Origin of the sequence: Marinobacter flavimaris (assembly GCF_002933295.1) — a bacterium.
GTDB lineage: Bacteria > Pseudomonadota > Gammaproteobacteria > Pseudomonadales > Oleiphilaceae > Marinobacter > Marinobacter flavimaris.
This window is the reverse complement of the sequence record NZ_PSSW01000008.1, coordinates 25,563-41,113: the sequence shown is the minus strand read 5'-3', so window position 1 is coordinate 41,113 and position 15,551 is coordinate 25,563. Positions and strand designations below refer to the sequence as shown.

At 52.4% G+C, this 15,551-nt stretch carries 12 protein-coding genes, 1 pseudogene and 1 riboswitch; of the genes and pseudogenes, 12 read left to right on the top strand and 1 reads right to left on the bottom strand.

Features of this window, described 5'->3' with window-relative positions; genetic code table 11:
• Nucleotides 1-93: 93 nt before the first annotated feature.
• Nucleotides 94-176: riboswitch (cyclic di-GMP riboswitch) on the top strand.
• A gap of 41 nt (nt 177-217) precedes the next feature.
• From MDHKLMBL_RS14525 to MDHKLMBL_RS14485, 10 genes and pseudogenes are all read left to right on the top strand, one after another.
• On the top strand, nt 218-952 hold the full coding sequence (locus MDHKLMBL_RS14525) for a PEP-CTERM sorting domain-containing protein (protein WP_104271138.1): 735 nt from the start codon (nt 218-220) through the stop codon (nt 950-952).
• Between the two features lie 182 nt (nt 953-1,134).
• Entirely contained in the window at nt 1,135-2,511 is a 1,377-nt protein-coding gene (locus MDHKLMBL_RS14520; protein ID WP_241956245.1) for an exosortase/archaeosortase family protein, read from the top strand.
• Between the two features lie 311 nt (nt 2,512-2,822).
• Complete coding sequence (locus MDHKLMBL_RS14515) at nt 2,823-3,425, top strand: PEP-CTERM sorting domain-containing protein (protein WP_104271327.1); 603 nt, start codon at nt 2,823-2,825, stop codon at nt 3,423-3,425.
• Nucleotides 3,426-3,599: 174 nt separating this feature from the next.
• Nucleotides 3,600-4,478: a CDP-alcohol phosphatidyltransferase family protein gene (locus MDHKLMBL_RS14510; RefSeq protein ID WP_104271134.1), complete on the top strand. Its 879-nt coding sequence runs from the start codon at nt 3,600-3,602 to the stop codon at nt 4,476-4,478.
• Nucleotides 4,479-4,538: 60 nt separating this feature from the next.
• Complete coding sequence (locus MDHKLMBL_RS14505) at nt 4,539-5,966, top strand: oligosaccharide flippase family protein (RefSeq protein ID WP_241956244.1); 1,428 nt, start codon at nt 4,539-4,541, stop codon at nt 5,964-5,966.
• A 118-nt stretch (nt 5,967-6,084) separates the two neighbouring features.
• Nucleotides 6,085-6,291, top strand: a pseudogene (locus MDHKLMBL_RS21350) (RIFT barrel domain-containing protein); the annotation flags it as partial.
• 129 nt (nt 6,292-6,420) lie between these two features.
• Complete coding sequence (locus MDHKLMBL_RS14500) at nt 6,421-8,673, top strand: hypothetical protein (protein WP_146083418.1); 2,253 nt, start codon at nt 6,421-6,423, stop codon at nt 8,671-8,673.
• Complete coding sequence (locus tag MDHKLMBL_RS14495; RefSeq protein WP_104271127.1) at nt 8,673-9,305, top strand: acyltransferase; 633 nt, start codon at nt 8,673-8,675, stop codon at nt 9,303-9,305. Before MDHKLMBL_RS14500 ends, MDHKLMBL_RS14495 begins: the two co-directional genes overlap by 1 nt.
• Before the next feature lies 1 nt (nt 9,306).
• Nucleotides 9,307-10,677 carry a phenylacetate--CoA ligase family protein gene (locus tag MDHKLMBL_RS14490; protein ID WP_104271125.1) on the top strand — a complete coding sequence of 457 codons (1,371 nt, stop codon included), beginning with the start codon at nt 9,307-9,309 and terminating at the stop codon, nt 10,675-10,677.
• Complete coding sequence (locus tag MDHKLMBL_RS14485; protein ID WP_104271325.1) at nt 10,667-11,596, top strand: glycosyltransferase family 2 protein; 930 nt, start codon at nt 10,667-10,669, stop codon at nt 11,594-11,596. Before MDHKLMBL_RS14490 ends, MDHKLMBL_RS14485 begins: the two co-directional genes overlap by 11 nt.
• Before the next feature lie 10 nt (nt 11,597-11,606).
• Here the strand turns inward: MDHKLMBL_RS14485 and MDHKLMBL_RS14480 are convergent, their stop codons facing one another.
• Nucleotides 11,607-12,764, bottom strand: coding sequence for a hypothetical protein (locus MDHKLMBL_RS14480; RefSeq protein ID WP_104271123.1), 1,158 nt, complete (start codon nt 12,762-12,764; stop codon nt 11,607-11,609).
• 284 nt (nt 12,765-13,048) lie between these two features.
• Here MDHKLMBL_RS14480 and wecB point away from each other — a divergent pair, with 284 nt between their 5' ends.
• Together wecB and wecC are read left to right on the top strand one after the other, a co-directional pair.
• Nucleotides 13,049-14,176 (top strand): non-hydrolyzing UDP-N-acetylglucosamine 2-epimerase, encoded by a 1,128-nt coding sequence (gene wecB / locus MDHKLMBL_RS14475; protein ID WP_104271121.1) that lies wholly within the window; start codon nt 13,049-13,051, stop codon nt 14,174-14,176.
• Nucleotides 14,177-14,232: 56 nt separating this feature from the next.
• Entirely contained in the window at nt 14,233-15,501 is a 1,269-nt protein-coding gene (gene wecC, locus MDHKLMBL_RS14470; RefSeq protein ID WP_104271119.1) for a UDP-N-acetyl-D-mannosamine dehydrogenase, read from the top strand.
• The last annotated feature ends 50 nt before the right edge of the window (nt 15,502-15,551 follow it).

The following is a 15,551-nucleotide window of genomic DNA, read 5'->3' as shown; positions in this document are numbered from 1 at the left end:
TTTATTTCACCATCTCTTTTTTTTCATAGAATTCATGAGCATAGGTTTATGGCACGTTTCTAGCTTGTCTAAAGCTGAGGATCGGGGTAGTACCCGGTCGGAAGCCAAACCATTCGTGAGGATGGGACGGAAAGCCAAGGATCTCTAGAACAATAAGAGACAGCCTGGTTGCAAAGCACACTACAGGGACTTAGAGCTAAACAACCGGAGAATACCCATGAAACTCAAACTTATTACTGCTGCAGTTGCTTTGTCCGCCTGGACCGTCTCCGCAACAGCGACGCCAGTTAACGTAAGCGAAGCGAATGGAGAAGACTCTCTCCAGACGATTCTGGACAATCTGACCGTTGGCGGCACCTCTTCCATCGACGTAAATACAGATCAGGCAGTGCCCGACGAAGTCTGGAACTCAACCGACTCTGGCCTCACACCCACACGGTTTGTTGCAGAGATCGCTGGTAACGCCGGCGTAAATACCTTCGGCATCTACGATGTTAACAATACCAGCAACTTCGTTACGCTCTTCACTGGAGGAAACACCGCAGGCGACTTGACTGCTTTTGAGATTAAGCTTGATGGCAGTGTTTTCGTAAACGTCGTCACTGATACCGGTGTCGACTTCTCCTCCAATAACTTCGGTTTCTTCCTGGGCACGCCAGGCGGTGCTTTCTACTCTGAAACTGCCAAAAATGGTGGCGAAGACCAGATGGTCGCCTATCAAGGCGGCAACGGGGATCAAATCGTACTGCCCGGCACCAACCAAACAGAGTGGACCGCCGGTGGTTGGATTGTAGCGTTTGAAGATACCCTCTACAGCCAGAGCGACAAAGATTTCAACGACCTTGTTGTTTTCATTGAGTCCGCCATGCCTGTACCTGAGCCGGGAACACTCGCCCTCCTCGGCCTCGGCCTCGCCGGCCTTGGTGCAGCCCGTCGTCGTCAGAAAGCCTGATTGTCGGCAGGGTCTTAGGAAAAGCCAGCTTCGGCTGGCTTTTTTTATGTTTTCAGGTTTGTAATTTCAGCAAACCGGAGACACTATACGCTTCCTGGAACAGAGGAGTCAGGCGGATCAGAATGTTAAGGAAGACATTAGACAATTTCCCCCGCGCCTTGCCTTACCTCTTGGTGACTGGGGTGGCAATCGCGATCTTTTTCCCCACTTGGTACCGGCTCACGGAAATCTGGCTGGAATTTGAACAGGTTATTGCACACGGCCTGGCTACCGCGATTATCTTTATCGGACTGTTGCTGATCCACCCTCCGAAACCATCGAATTCGGGCGCCGCCATTAACCGGCCCCACTTAGTTCTGGGTGCACTGTTTCTGATTGGCGTGACCCTCCTTTGGGGCCTATTGGAACTGGTACGCATCGACACCCTTGCCTTTCTTATGCTTCCTGTAGGCGTTGTTGCTGTTTCCTGGGCGTTGTTGGGCTTGCCCAGGACCCTCAGCTTTGCCCCGTACGTGATGCTACTGGCTTTGTCTCTCCCCCTCTGGGCAGACATAGTGCCGGCTCTGGTCGCCCTGGCCAGCATCGTCGTTGGCGAATGGGTTCGCTGGTTTGGAATGACCGCTCTGATCGAAGGCAGCAGCATTACCCTGCCCTATGGGCGACTGCTGATTGCAGACGGCTGTTCCGGTATACGTTATTTCGCCATTTCGATTCTTCTCGCAATGATGGTCTCCATCCTGAACGATTATCGTTGGAAAGGGTGGGTAATCACGGTCTCACTCGCCATTGCCATTGCTCTACTGGCGAATTGGGTTCGCATAACGATACTGGTCATTGTTGCGTACGAAACGAATATGGAAAGCGAGCTGCTCACAGATCACGAGATGATGGGCTGGATTGTTTTCGCAGCGTTTGTTTTCCCAGCGCTATACTTTTCTCCTGTCCGCAAACGTAGCACCACGGCCACCTCCTCCGAGGCCGGCATCACCATTTACAAAAAAGGCCTTATTGCCGCTGCTTTAGCGATCTTTCTTGGCCCTGTCGCACTGGCCTTTGCAAACTATGCAACCAGCCAAAAGCCAGAATGGACCGTCCTTCTTCCTGAATTTCGCCAGATTCAAAACGGGGAGCTGCCACTATCAATTACGCTGCCAGAGACACTGGAAAAGCAAACATGGCGCGCAGACAACACCCGGATTTTACTGGCGCAAAGCCAGAAAAAGAGCTCCAGTGAAAAGCTCGTCCCTTACCTTCCGCCAATGTTCGACAGGTCCGTTTGGCACGTTGAGGAGCAGATTGAGCCCGGTATTGCCATCTATCGCAACATACTGAGCAGAGATCGGGTAATGATGGCTCAATGGTATCAAGTGGGTTCCCGAAGAAGCTGGAACTACAGGGATGCAAAGCTGCTTCAGATTCCGGCAACGCTCCAAGGCGAAACACGGTTTGCCCTGATTGCTATACAAATTCCTTGTACACGGATTAATTGTCAGGAGGCTATGTCCGAAGTTCAAACAGCTATATTAGAGATTTCCCAACAGTTGTCCCCGGCAGACTAACCGAGCCTTCCCTGTCCTGATGATGGATCCACCTGTGATCAACCCAATGAGTCACGCAGAAATCATCCTGGCCGGATGGAATGCCATTGGCACGCTCGCTTTTTCATTTCCACCCTCCCGAATTGCCCCTGAGTACATCTCCCAGACACATTTTAACTAGCACCACTACCGGCTTATGTCGGAACTTTTTACACTCGTTAATACACGCCAGAAAACTTTTCTATTTTTCAAAAGGTTACGAGTTGGCACCAATAGTGCTTAACAGTAAACAGGCTGCATTAACGCATTCGTTTACAATGGGAAGTGCCATTATGATGTACAAACGGTTAGCCACTATTGTCACCGCAACTCTTTTCGCCGCAAGCGCAAACGCAGGTGTTATCTTCCAGGATAATTTCGATGCCGAAGGAAGTTCAGGGGCGTCAGCACTGAACTACAACAGCTTTGATAACTGGACCGTTGAACAAGGTACCGTCGATCTGATTGCCGATCCCAACCAATGGGGCATTGACTGCGTCGGAGGCACTGGCAAGTGCGTTGACCTTGACGGCTCAACCGGCAATGCCGGCACCCTGCAGAGCATTGCCTTTACGCTTGATCCAGGCACCTACACCCTCAGTTTCGACATCTCCGGAAACCAGCGTGGGAGCTCTGACGACACCATGCTGGTTACCCTGGGCGGCTTCCTGAGCGAATCGTTCACACTGGCAGCCACAGCACCGTGGCAGACCATCGTCCGTGATATTACCGTATCGACCCAAACCACCGATTCCATAATTTTCAACCATGACGGTGGTGATAATATCGGAATCATTCTGGACAACGTTTCGCTGGTGCCGGAACCGGGAACTCTAGCACTGCTTGGCTTGGGTCTTTTAGGACTTGGAGGCGCGCGGCGCCGTATGAAAAGCTGATAGCCACCATCTCAAAAAAGCCAGCAACTGCTGGCTTTTTTTATGGTTCGTTTCGGCTTGCCATCCCTTGATAACCCATTATTCTGAGAGTAAGGAAGTAGATAACAGCTGCCCCGGACAATATGAAATTCTCGGACTCGCCCGCGGAATTTAAAATAAGAAAGGACTCAGACAATGAACAAAGATTTTGGGTTCCAAGCTCTGGAGGAACGCGAGTGGGCTCTTTTTTCAGAAAGAGGTGATTTTTTTACCCGCTATTTCGGCTTGCCTATTTCCCTGCGAATTACCAATGTTTACCTGAGGCTCGGGCTAACCGAAAACCATGCGTCCTTCTCGATGCTGATAACCGGACTGATTGGCGCAGCACTCATGATACTCGGGCCTTGGGGAATTCTGTTCGGGTCTTGTTTTCTGATTCTGCACCATCTTCTTGACTACGTGGATGGTCAACTAGCCAGGCATTATGGAAGGGCCAGTGTAAAAGGTGCCGTATTAGACCGCTGGAATCACTTTATTGTTGAAACAGCCACCTTCCCTTGCCTGGCAATCGGCCTCTATCTGGACAATGGCGCGATCTGGTCCTGGGTTGCCGTCTGGATTCTCTATATCTGGAACCGCTTACGGGTTTTGTTGGCACAGCTTCCGGCAAACATCCTCTCGGAGGAACTCTCGCGGTACCCTGTTCTTGAGCGGGAAATGATGCGTTCAAACCTTGTTAACGCTAGCGCAGACCCTGCAACCTGTTCTCCCGATAGTGAAAGAAAACCCGAGAACAACCAGCCAGTGTCATTCAAATCGAGAATCAGATCGTCCATTTCCCATATTCGGGTAGCCAGCACCTCCTACAATGGATTCACAATCTTGCTCGGGTTTGGCGCACTCACTGACATAGTTGCTTCTCAGCTGTTTTTCCAAGAAGGAACAATCCATTATGTCATTCTGTTTCTAGCAGCGTATTCGGTTCTCAATATTATCGATTATTCCTGGTCTTATATTCGTTCAGACAGAGTGGCTTCAGAACTCACCTGCCGCCTGGGGAATCCCGCTGAGTGAGAGTTAACCTCAAGCCCGACATCGATGTCTCTTAGCCTTCAAGTTATCAAGAGCTCTGGCTTGCTGCTCGGATTACAGCTCATTCATCGCGGGCTCGGTATCGTCAGCACGCTGATACTTGCCCGGCTGCTCACGCCCGATCATTTCGGCGTTGTCGCACTGGTAACCATTGCCCTTCAGTTTTTCGAACTGCTGGTAGAGACCGGCAATCAGCAATACATCGTGCAAAAGTCCGTGCTGGAAGACGAAGATCTCAACACAGCCTGGACCCTCGACATCCTCTCAAAAACGACCATTGCGCTGATCGTCATAATTACCTCCCCGTTCGTAGCAGATTGGTTCCAGGAGCCGGACCTTACGATGGCACTCGCTGTCGCTTCACTGGCGTTACCAATACGCGCTTTAAAAACCCCCGGCATGTTCCGGCTCGCACGTCAGATAAACTACAAGCCACTTTTTAAACTGAGTCTCTGGCAAAAGGGAGTTTCATTCGCAACGGTGGTTACGATCGCGGCAATCGAGCCTAGCTACTGGGCAATCATAATTGGCAACCTCGTGGCAGCGATTATCTTTACTGTTGGCTCTTACCGAGTTGAGAGATATCGGCCGCGCTGGTCCTTGTCCAGGCTGCGGGAGCAGTGGCAGTTCTCGCAATGGTTGCTCCTGAGAGGCATCGTCGGTTTTACTCGATCACAGGTCGATAACCTTCTTGTCTCCAAGGCTTTCGGAACTTCCCAGTTGGGCGGGTACAACCTTGTGAGAGAAATCAGCTTACTACCCGCTTTATCCGCCATTATTCCGATGAGCGAACCCTTGCTCGCAGCCATAGCCAACGCGAAAAGCGATCCTCTGCAACTAGCCTTCCGAATCCGACTCAGCCTCGCATTAATGATCTCCGCCCTGGCACCAATCACTGTCTTCATAATGAGCTATCCAGACCTTATCGTCCGTGTTTTGCTCGGCCCTGACTGGAGCAAGTTCGCCCCGCTGCTTGAGCCTTTTGGACTCTTCTTCTTTACATTCTGCCTGTTTGCGCTGATCAGCGATGCCATCATTGCCCAGGGGCGGGTAAAACTGCTGTTCTGGTTTGATGTTGCCTCCACCCTGGCGATCACGGTGATTCTCTGGCAATGGGCAACCCACAGTCTGGAGGCCATGGCATGGTGGCGAGGTTGGCTCGCAGTCGCAACGACGGCTGCCCTGCTTCTCATTCTGCAGGCGCAGGTCCATTTCGGCCTGGCTCGCCTGGCAATGCTTTGCATGCCTGGCTTGATTGGATCAGCCGCAGGGGCCCTGGTGACAATGGCTATTTCGATTTCGGAAACTCATTTCCTGATCCGTTTTTTTATACTCGGGACAAGCCATGTGGTGGTATCCGCTGCCGTAACCATCTCTTGCGCCTGGCTTATCCTTGGGAAAACCGAAGAATGGGGCCTGATCCGCTCGGTTCTTTTTGATGTGAAAAATCAGAATAGATTCACACCATGAATCGGCCAATCCATCAAATCACGACGGGTCGAAATGTTACTTTATGTTACGGGAATAAAGCGCTATCCTGTAGCAATCATTGAAGTTTCCCCAAACGGACGTGGGTAGTAGACGTCAAATGGAACCTATTAGAATTACATTAACAGATCATGCGGGCCTGGCTCGCAACGATGAACCAGTTGGCCTCGGCATTCCACTGCCTCAGGGATCCTTGAGAAATATATCCGAACTCTCTCTCTCACGGAGCGAGGATTCGGCCCCTGTTCCTTTTCAGGCCAAAACCCTCACATCCTGGCCAGACGGCTCCATCCGTTGGCTTCACATAAGTTTTCTCGCCACTCTTGAGGCCCGTGGGCAAAAATCGCTGCTCCTTGAGAAAGGAGTACCGCACGCGCCTGACGAGACTATGAACATTGAGCGGGTTGATGGGTCACTGATAATCGGTACCGCCGAGGTGGACTACAAACTTCAGGCCCATAGCTTGGCCTGGGATAGCATAAATACAGCCGATAGAGCATCCCAGACAAAGGTCCTTCTCAAGGATGAAGATCATCGTGCCTGCGAATTTATTTCCTCAGAAAACTGGGAAGTTATTGAGGCGGGCCCTGTAAGCATTACCGTGAAGCAAGACGGTGTCTGGAAGAAGAGCGACGGCTCCGATCACGTGAGAGTAACCTGTGAACTTGCCATATACAGCGCCAATGGGCTGATGGAAGTGTCCGTAACACCTCATAACCCCAGAAGAGCCAGCCACCCAGGGGGCTTATGGGACCTGGGAGACAGAGGCTCCGTTTTTTTTCGCGGACTGAACGTTGAAACGACATTCTCTCAAGAGGGCCACATTACCCTTATTTCTGGAGAACCGGAAACCTCAAAGACCGTAACTTCAAATCAGTCCGCCGGCATTTACCAGGATTCAAGCGGGGGTACTCACTGGGATAGCCCCAATCATGTTGATCGCTTCGGAAAAATTACAACGCGGTTCCGCGGGTACAGCATTTCCAAAGATGGACAAGCAATCTCCAGCGGCCTGCGGGCCAATCCAAGGTTAATCTGGGAGAGCGATAAGACATCCCTTCAAATAGCCGTACCCAGGTTCTGGCAGAACTTTCCAACAAGCGTATGTGGAGAGCAAAGAAAGGTTGTAGCGGGCCTGTTTCCTGAAGATTCGGGCCAGCTCTATGAACTACAAGGTGGGGAAAGAAAACGACAGACATTATTCATAGACCACTCAGAGCGCAAAGACGATCTGAGCTGGGTTTATGCGCCGCTCACCCCTGTGCTCGATGCATCGGTTTATGAGGCCTCAGACGCCTTCCCATGGTTCCAGGCCAATCAGCCAAAAGGCCCTCTTGATGAGCTAATTAATCAGGGCTTAGAAGGACCCTACAATTTCTTCCAGAAGCGCGAACAAATCGACGAATACGGCTGGCGTAACTTCGGCGACATCTTTGCAGACCATGAAACCCTTTATCAGCCCGAGGGTGAACCTCCGCTTGTCTCCCACTACAACAATCAGTACGACGCCATTTATGGCTTCGCCCGCCAGTTCGCTCTGACAGGAGACTCGCGTTGGTTCGAATTGATGGACGATCTTGCTCGTCACGTGGTGGATATCGACATTTACCACACCAACGAAGATCGGGCGGAATACAATCATGGACTGTTCTGGCATACCGACCACTATCTGCCGGCGCACACTGCGACTCACCGGACCTTCACCCGGCATAACGACACCAGTTCCACACCAGGACAAACAGGGGGTGGACCTGCAGCAGAGCACTGCTACACCACAGGTCTGCTTTACCACTATCTTATGACGGGGCAGGCAGACTCCCGCGCAGCTGTACTGGATCTCACCCAATGGATGGTCAACCTTCACGATGGCAGCCGGGGCCTGCTGGCCCAGCTGCTGGCGGTCAAGAAGCAGGAAGTGCCCAAGCTGAAAGCCCTGGTGCGGGGCGAGCAGCCCAGCACCCACCGATATCCGTTTACCCGGGGCACTGGCAACTACCTGACCGCTTTGATGGACGCTGCCATTTTGGAGCCCCATAACGGCTGGCTGGAGAAAGCAAGTCAAGTGATGAGGGACACCATCCACCCCGGAGATGACATCGGCGCACGCAACCTGCTGGATGTAGAGATCGGCTGGTCTTACCTGATTCTGCTCTCCGCCATGGCCCGATTCCTCAAGCTCAAACGGCAGTATCAGGAGATCGATGCGAGCTACCTGTACACTCGCGAGGCCTTTCTGAAGTACACCGCCTGGATGCAAACGAACGAGAGCCCGTTCCTGCAGGAACCGGAGCAGCTGGAATTTGCCAACGACACTTGGGTCGCCCAGGATATCCGCAAGGCCATGCTTTTGTTCAACGCTGCGGAACTGAGCCAGGGAGATGAAGCCGCAGACTACCGTCACACAGCGCAGACCTGGCTGGAGCAGGCCTGTAACACACTGGCAAACAGCCCGGAGAAACACTTCTCGCGGATATTGATCATACTCGCCCAGAACTACGCGCAGCATTCAGAAACCGAGGCGCCTCATTCTGACGTTGATAAGGCCACTGCGCCAATCCACGCAGCCGGCGATCCCTTGCTGACCTGGCCACAACTCATAGCCAGGATAGTGCAACGTATCAGTCTCGGTATTACCCAGTTCCGGCCCGCACGAGAAAAGGCCTGGCTTGATGCAAGGATGAACCGCTGATGTCACTGCGGTCTACCCTCAAACGCAGCCTCAAGAACCTGTTTCTGGTGCTGGTGTTTCCGTTGTTCGCTCTGTACTGGCTGCTTAGCAAGGGCGGCCGCAGCGATGGCATCTTTCAGTCGTTCTCCCAGTTTCTGAGCCTGTTCCCCGGCAAAACCGGAATCTACTTGAGGGCCGCCTTTTATCGGCTGGCCTGCCCGGGCACGTCCGACGATATTTCCATTGGCTTTCTCACGGTCTTCTCACACCGGAATACCACCATTCAATCGGGAGTCTACATCGGCCCCCAGTGCAATATCGGCAAATGCACGATCGAGGAGAATACGCTGCTGGGGAGTGGGGTGCATGTATTGAGTGGCAGCCGGCAACATGAGTTCGACAGCAGCGTCGTACCCATCCAGCAACAAGGCGGACGCTTCGAGAAGATATCCATCGGCTCAGACTGCTGGCTAGGAAATACCGCTGTTGTTATGGCAAGCATGGCGACTAAAACGATCGTCGCCGCCGGCAGCGTTGTCACCAAAGAGTTCACCGAGGGCGATATTCTGGCAGGAAACCCGGCCAAGCCCCTGCGCAACCGCCTGCACACGCCATCCGTTGAACAGGTAGAGGGCTTTCTCCATGATAAGTAAGATGGAAGCCTTTTATTTCTCATCGCCGGTCTGGCTTCAGAACCTCATGGTTTCAGCCGTAGGATACAGGCTCTACCGAAAGCGCTATACCGGCATCTACCATCAGCTCCGCGAGCTCGTCCGGGTGTCCAGAGAATGGAACAGTGAACAGCGGGAAGCCTATCAGGCCGAGCAACTCCACTACCTGATCCGCTACTGCCGGCTGAGCATTCCGTACTACCAGAAGCTTTTCGCCGAATATGGCCTTAGCGATCAGGATTTCACTCAGGTTTCGGATCTGGCAAAACTGCCCATACTGGAAAAACAAACCGTCCGGGAGCGTGGCGACGAATTCCGCGCGCCCAATGGCAAACCCTTTATGGTTCAGTACACTAGCGGAAGCACGGGCACGCCACTGGCCCTGCATGTGGACGAGCGTACTTATAAGCTCGCCATGGCACTGCTGGTGGATCACGAGGAATATCATGGGGTCCCGTTCGGCGCCCGACGGGCGACCTTTGCCGGCCGCATGATCCAGAAGCCGGAAAAGCTTTCACCTCCGTTCGCCCGGCTCAATCGAGCAGAGAACCAAAGACTGTATTCCAGTTACCACCTGAACGACCAGACCTTTGAGCATTACCGAAAAGATCTTGATCGCTTTCAACCGCTGGAGCTGATCGGCTATCCCTCGGCGATCAGTGATCTGGCCACTTATTACGAGAGCTCAGGCACAAAGCCCGGATTTCAGCCGAAAGCGGTTATCACCAACTCCGAAACACTACTCGACTGGCAGAGAAGCCGCATCGAGTTGGTCTTTCAGTGCCCGGTGTTCGACTACTACGGCACTGCAGAATATGTTTTATTTGCAGGACAAGATGATCGCGGGATTTATCAGATAAACCCGATCATTGGCATAACCGAGCTGGAAAACGAGGCGGATGCTGAAGGTGCCGGCGAGATAATTGCCACTACACTGACGAATACGAGCATGCCTTTGCTGCGATACCAGGTCGGGGATCACGGAGTTCTCGCAACCAACGACCAATCAAGTAATGTAGCAATCTCAGGACTCGACTCGATCATCGGGCGTCTCGATGACTATGTCGTTACTCCTGACGGTAGGCGACTCGGGCGGATGGACCACATCTTCAAGGGTCTCGAAGGCATACGGGAGGCTCAGATTGTTCAGGATGGAGCAAATCATTGTACCCTCAAGATCGTGCCGCAAAACAGCAGTACGAGAGTGGGTGAGCAGCTTATTGAATCGAACTTCCTCTCCAGAACCGGCCGAGAAATGGCCGTATCCATTGAGTACGTAGGGGCGATTCCGCGGGGTAAGAACGGGAAGTTCAAAGGTGTTATTTCTTTATTGGATGGCCCTAATGGTTATTGATTTCTCTTTTATCATTCCCTGCCGAAACGAAGAGGCCTTTATAGAAAAATGCCTTCAATCAATTATCCAGCAGGAATATCCACGAGAAAAATTTGAAATAATCGTTGTAGACAACGGCTCCACCGATCGCTCAAAGGAAGTTGCTCGACCATATGCTGATAAGGTCGTCGATGCACTTGGCGTAAATGTTGGAGAAGTGCGAAATATAGGCGCAAGTGCGGCCAAGGGTAAGCTGCTGGCATTTATTGATGCCGACTGTACGATTGATCACCAATGGTTAATTCGGGCCAAATCCTTAAACAACGAAGATAAAAAGGTGGTTTTTGGGGGAGGAATACTATTACCGAATGATGCCACTTGGGTAGAGAGACATTGGCTACTTGAGGGTCCTGAAGGTAACTGCCTTCCCGCTGAGTTAATCGGGTGCTCCATCGTGATTTCTGAGGATCAATTCACGAAAGCGAAAGGCTTTGATATCCGTAAAAAGTCTGGTGAAGACACCGATTTCTCATTAAGAATCCGTGAGCAGCAAGGAACAATAAAAATAACAAGGGCGCTTAACGTTACACACTTGGGCAACGCAAAAACAATAAAATCGCATATTAAGAGGCAAGCATGGCATGCACAATCATACAAGGTAGACATCAAAAGCAGCATTCAAGACCCTGTATTCATCCTCGTGATTTTTCAGTCAGCCGCAATCATGGCAGCTATTGGATCATTGGCCTACCAAACTCCTTATCTGGCTACGCTCTCAATCTCGGCAAATTTAGCGATCCCAGCCGCGCTTACACTAAAGCGTTATGCTCGTTCAAAATGCAGAGATTTAAGGCCAAAGAGTCTAATTCTTGCGTACGCTCTTGATTGCACTTATCTCATTGGCAGGATAATAGGACTTGTCGGCGTCGCAAGAACCTAACCAACCCGTATTAATCTATAGTAATACTTATCGGTGGGCTAGGCGGAGCCGAACCTTTCAAGCCGTCCGGGATAGAGTTTCTAACGACGACGTCATCAATTGCATACCACTCTTGACGCCGAATAGAATCTGGATAGGTCTTAAAGTAGTCATTACCACCAATCGAAAAAAAGTCCCAACCGACTGACTTTTCACTCCCATCTTCTGTTGGGCTTACCCAAGTAATATCACGAACGTTAATGATTTGCTCATCATTAATCCACTGCATCAGCCAGCCATCAGGGGCACCGGGACGACTATTCATTTGCACATAAAATGCTACTTTCGTCCATTCACTCTTTCCGTAAATCTGATAATGCTCTACGGTTTGCTTGAGATTATCCGAGATATAGCCCCCATTTACTCGATCAACAAGCTTCGGGTTTCCTCCGTCCACACCCATCCCCTGAAGGTCAGTGGTAAAATTCAGCGAACCCCGCGGGTGGCTGCCGCGCTGCTCTGCAGTCATGGTGTAGTTGTCACCATGAGGACCTCCACGCAGTGTATGCAGGTTCCTCACACCATAGTTATCCCTTTTCCAATCCCACAAAAAGAGAGGACCTTGCTCACCACCGCCAAAGGCCTGAAATTCGCTACCAGTACCCGACCAACTCCCAACACGAAATAACTTACTCGCATCCTCAGAGGGTGTAACAGTCCACTCAGGATCGAAGCGTATCCAGAACTCCACATACAGCGACTGATGTGACTCATCAAAAAGCTTTAGCAGCTGCCCATCTGAGTTCCATTTATACCTTGGCTCCGGAGACGAGTCCCTGCGTTGCACAAAAGACTTCCCTAGCCCTCCCCGAGCTTTATCCGAGTTTCTTGCAAGTATCTCTATTGTTTCGTGGCGATCTGGATGACCCATTGAAGGGGCCCATGTCGGATCCTGATAAACGCTATACCAGCCCTCGGGGATCACATGCGTACCAACCCTCTGGATGCGGTCGGGGCCAGCACCATTTACAGGAAAAGCACCGGTATTATTCTCAGGCAGTCCACTATGCCAATCTGGCTGATCATCGAAGTTCTCTTCAAAAATCACTTCCGCCGCCGCACATAGCGGCGCAGCAATAAAAGCAGTCACAATCAGACACTTACCCAAGCAGGCACTCAAAGAGGTCATAACTACCATCCTTTCTTCACATATGGCATCTGTTCTTGAAGCTTAGTTCATCCGCGATACAGTGTGTGTGATGAACTCGCGCTTTCCCCGCAACATCACGTAACCGTATGGCAAGGTCTGTTAACTTTTGGTTCAGTCTAGCACTGCACTACTACAAGCGCACAGCACCCGATAGACCTATTTTTTAGCGAAGTTAACCCTGCTAGCCTGTACAGTTATCAGAGCACATCTGGTAAAGTTTTGTAACTGAAAATTCCGAACATTATCCAAGGACGGCACGCAATATGAGAGTGCTCACAGTCTTCGGAACCCGCCCCGAGGCCATCAAAATGGCGCCTCTGGCCTTGCGTCTGGCTGGGGATCCGCGCTTTGAATCAAGCGTCTGCGTCACCGGCCAGCATCGCCAGATGCTGGACCAGGTGCTTGATCTGTTTCAGTTAATACCGGACTACGACCTGGATCTGATGAGGCCGGGTCAGTCCCTGTCCGAACTGACCGGACGAATCCTGACCGGAATGGAAGAGGTGCTCCAGTCCTACCGCCCGGACATGGTATTGGTCCATGGCGACACATCGACCACGCTCGCCACCAGTCTTGCCGCCTACTACCAGCAGATACCTGTCGGACATGTCGAGGCCGGCCTTCGCACGGGAAACCTCTATTCCCCCTGGCCGGAAGAGGTCAACCGGAAGCTGACCGGAGCGCTGGCACGATTGCACTTTGCGCCTACCGAGACGGCCCGCCAGAACCTGATCCGCGAAGGCGTAAATGATGCTCATATCCGAGTGACCGGCAATACCGTTATAGATGCCCTGCTGGATGTACGGAACAAGATTCAGGGGTCTTCTGCACTGGCCGCCGAATTTGACAAACAGTTTGGGTTCCTTGACCCGGCCCGCAAACTGATACTGGTAACGGGCCACCGGCGTGAGAGCTTTGGTGCCGGTTTTGAGCGAATCTGTCAGGCCCTGGCCGCCATCTCTGAAACCCATTCCGACACCGATATCCTATACCCCGTTCACCTGAACCCGAATGTTCAGGACCCGGTTCGACGCCTGCTGGCCCACCATGAGCGCATCCACCTGATTGATCCGCTGGACTATCTGCCCTTCGTGTATCTCATGAACCGGTCCTACCTAATCCTCACGGACTCCGGGGGGATCCAGGAGGAAGCGCCGTCCCTCGGCAAACCCGTGCTGGTGATGCGGGACACCACAGAACGCCCGGAGGCCGTTGAAGCCGGCACCGTGAGACTGGTTGGCACGGATGTGGAACGAATCCTTTCGGACGTCAGTACCCTGCTGACCAACCCCGGCCACTATCGTAAGATGAGCCAAGCCCACAACCCTTATGGTGACGGGCAGGCCTGCACACGAATCGCAGATGCTCTGGTAGGTTATTCTCTCGGGTGAGCAATCACCCAAACATCAGCGATGTTCAGAACTGCAACACAAAAGGATATTGGGAAATGGGCGTTGAGCGAATTGTAGTGATGGGTCTCGGATATGTGGGCCTGCCAACAGCTGCGGTATTTGCTTCGCGGCGAATCCAAGTTCTTGGTGTCGACGTCAACCAGAAGGCGGTGGATACCATCAATCAGGGGAGGATCCACATCGTGGAGCCCTCCTTGGATATCGTGGTGCGGGCAGCGGTTACTGAAGGCTATCTCAAGGCAGCAATGGCACCAACAGAGGCAGACGCCTTCCTGATCGCGGTACCAACCCCCTTCAAGGACGGCAATGTGCCGGACCTGAGTTATGTTGAGAACGCAACCCGGGCCCTGGCCAAAGTTCTTCGACCGGGCAATCTGGTAGTACTGGAATCCACCTCCCCCGTGGGCACAACCGAAAGTATGTGTGAGTGGCTTACCGAGGAACGCCCCGATCTCACGTTTCCCCACACCGAGGGTGAAAACTCTGACATTCGCGTAGCGCATTGTCCCGAGCGGGTTCTGCCGGGCCAGGTGATCCGGGAACTGGTGGAGAATGACCGTGTCATCGGTGGTATCACACCTGCCTGCGCAGAGGCCTCCGTTGCGCTTTACAAGCAGGTGGTTCAGGGCCAATGCATCGTCACTAACGCCCGTACGGCAGAGATGGCAAAACTGACAGAGAACAGCTTCCGCGACGTCAATATTGCCTTTGCCAACGAACTGTCACTGATCTGTGACAAGCTGGACATCAATGTCTGGGAAATGATCGAACTGGCCAACCGCCACCCCCGGGTCAATATCCTGCAGCCTGGCGCCGGTGTGGGTGGACACTGCATTGCCGTGGACCCATGGTTTATTGTGGACAGTGCCCCCGAACAAGCCCGGATCATTCGCGCGGCGCGGGAAATCAATGACAATAAGCCGGACTGGGTACTGTCCAGAGTCCGGCAGTCCATCGAAGCTCTGGAGAAGGCCAAACCCGGTGTACAGCGCCGCGACATTAAAGTGGCCTGCCTGGGGGTGGCATTCAAGCCGGACATTGATGACCTGCGGGAAAGCCCAGCCCTGAATATTACCCTGGGTATTGCCGGGCTCGGCTGCCAGGTACTGGTGGTGGAACCCAACGTCAGCGAGCTTCCACCAGCTCTGCAGGCACCCAATATTCAGCAGGCCACTATGCTTCAGGTATTACAGACTGCTGATATCACCTGCATACTGGTACGGCACGCGTCGTTTATTGAGGTCCGCAGCCTGCTGCAGGAAGTCAAAGGACTGATTGATGTCGTGGGCCTGACCCACCATTGATGCTCACACGTTGACGGAAATTAAGACAAATAACAGGCCCACCGTCTATA

Excerpts from the sequence above, each read along its gene's own strand:
- MDHKLMBL_RS14515 (WP_104271327.1), top strand. The coding sequence starts at position 2,823 with ATGATGTACAAACGGTTAGCCACTATTGTCACCGCAACTCTTTTCGCC.
- wecC (WP_104271119.1), top strand. The coding sequence starts at position 14,233 with ATGGGCGTTGAGCGAATTGTAGTGATGGGTCTCGGATATGTGGGCCTG.
- MDHKLMBL_RS14510 (WP_104271134.1), top strand. The coding sequence starts at position 3,600 with ATGAACAAAGATTTTGGGTTCCAAGCTCTGGAGGAACGCGAGTGGGCT.
- MDHKLMBL_RS14490 (WP_104271125.1), top strand. The coding sequence starts at position 9,307 with ATGGAAGCCTTTTATTTCTCATCGCCGGTCTGGCTTCAGAACCTCATG.
- MDHKLMBL_RS14480 (WP_104271123.1), bottom strand. The coding sequence starts at position 12,764 with ATGACCTCTTTGAGTGCCTGCTTGGGTAAGTGTCTGATTGTGACTGCT.
- MDHKLMBL_RS14525 (WP_104271138.1), top strand. The coding sequence starts at position 218 with ATGAAACTCAAACTTATTACTGCTGCAGTTGCTTTGTCCGCCTGGACC.
- wecB (WP_104271121.1), top strand. The coding sequence starts at position 13,049 with ATGAGAGTGCTCACAGTCTTCGGAACCCGCCCCGAGGCCATCAAAATG.
- MDHKLMBL_RS14485 (WP_104271325.1), top strand. The coding sequence starts at position 10,667 with ATGGTTATTGATTTCTCTTTTATCATTCCCTGCCGAAACGAAGAGGCC.
- MDHKLMBL_RS14495 (WP_104271127.1), top strand. The coding sequence starts at position 8,673 with ATGTCACTGCGGTCTACCCTCAAACGCAGCCTCAAGAACCTGTTTCTG.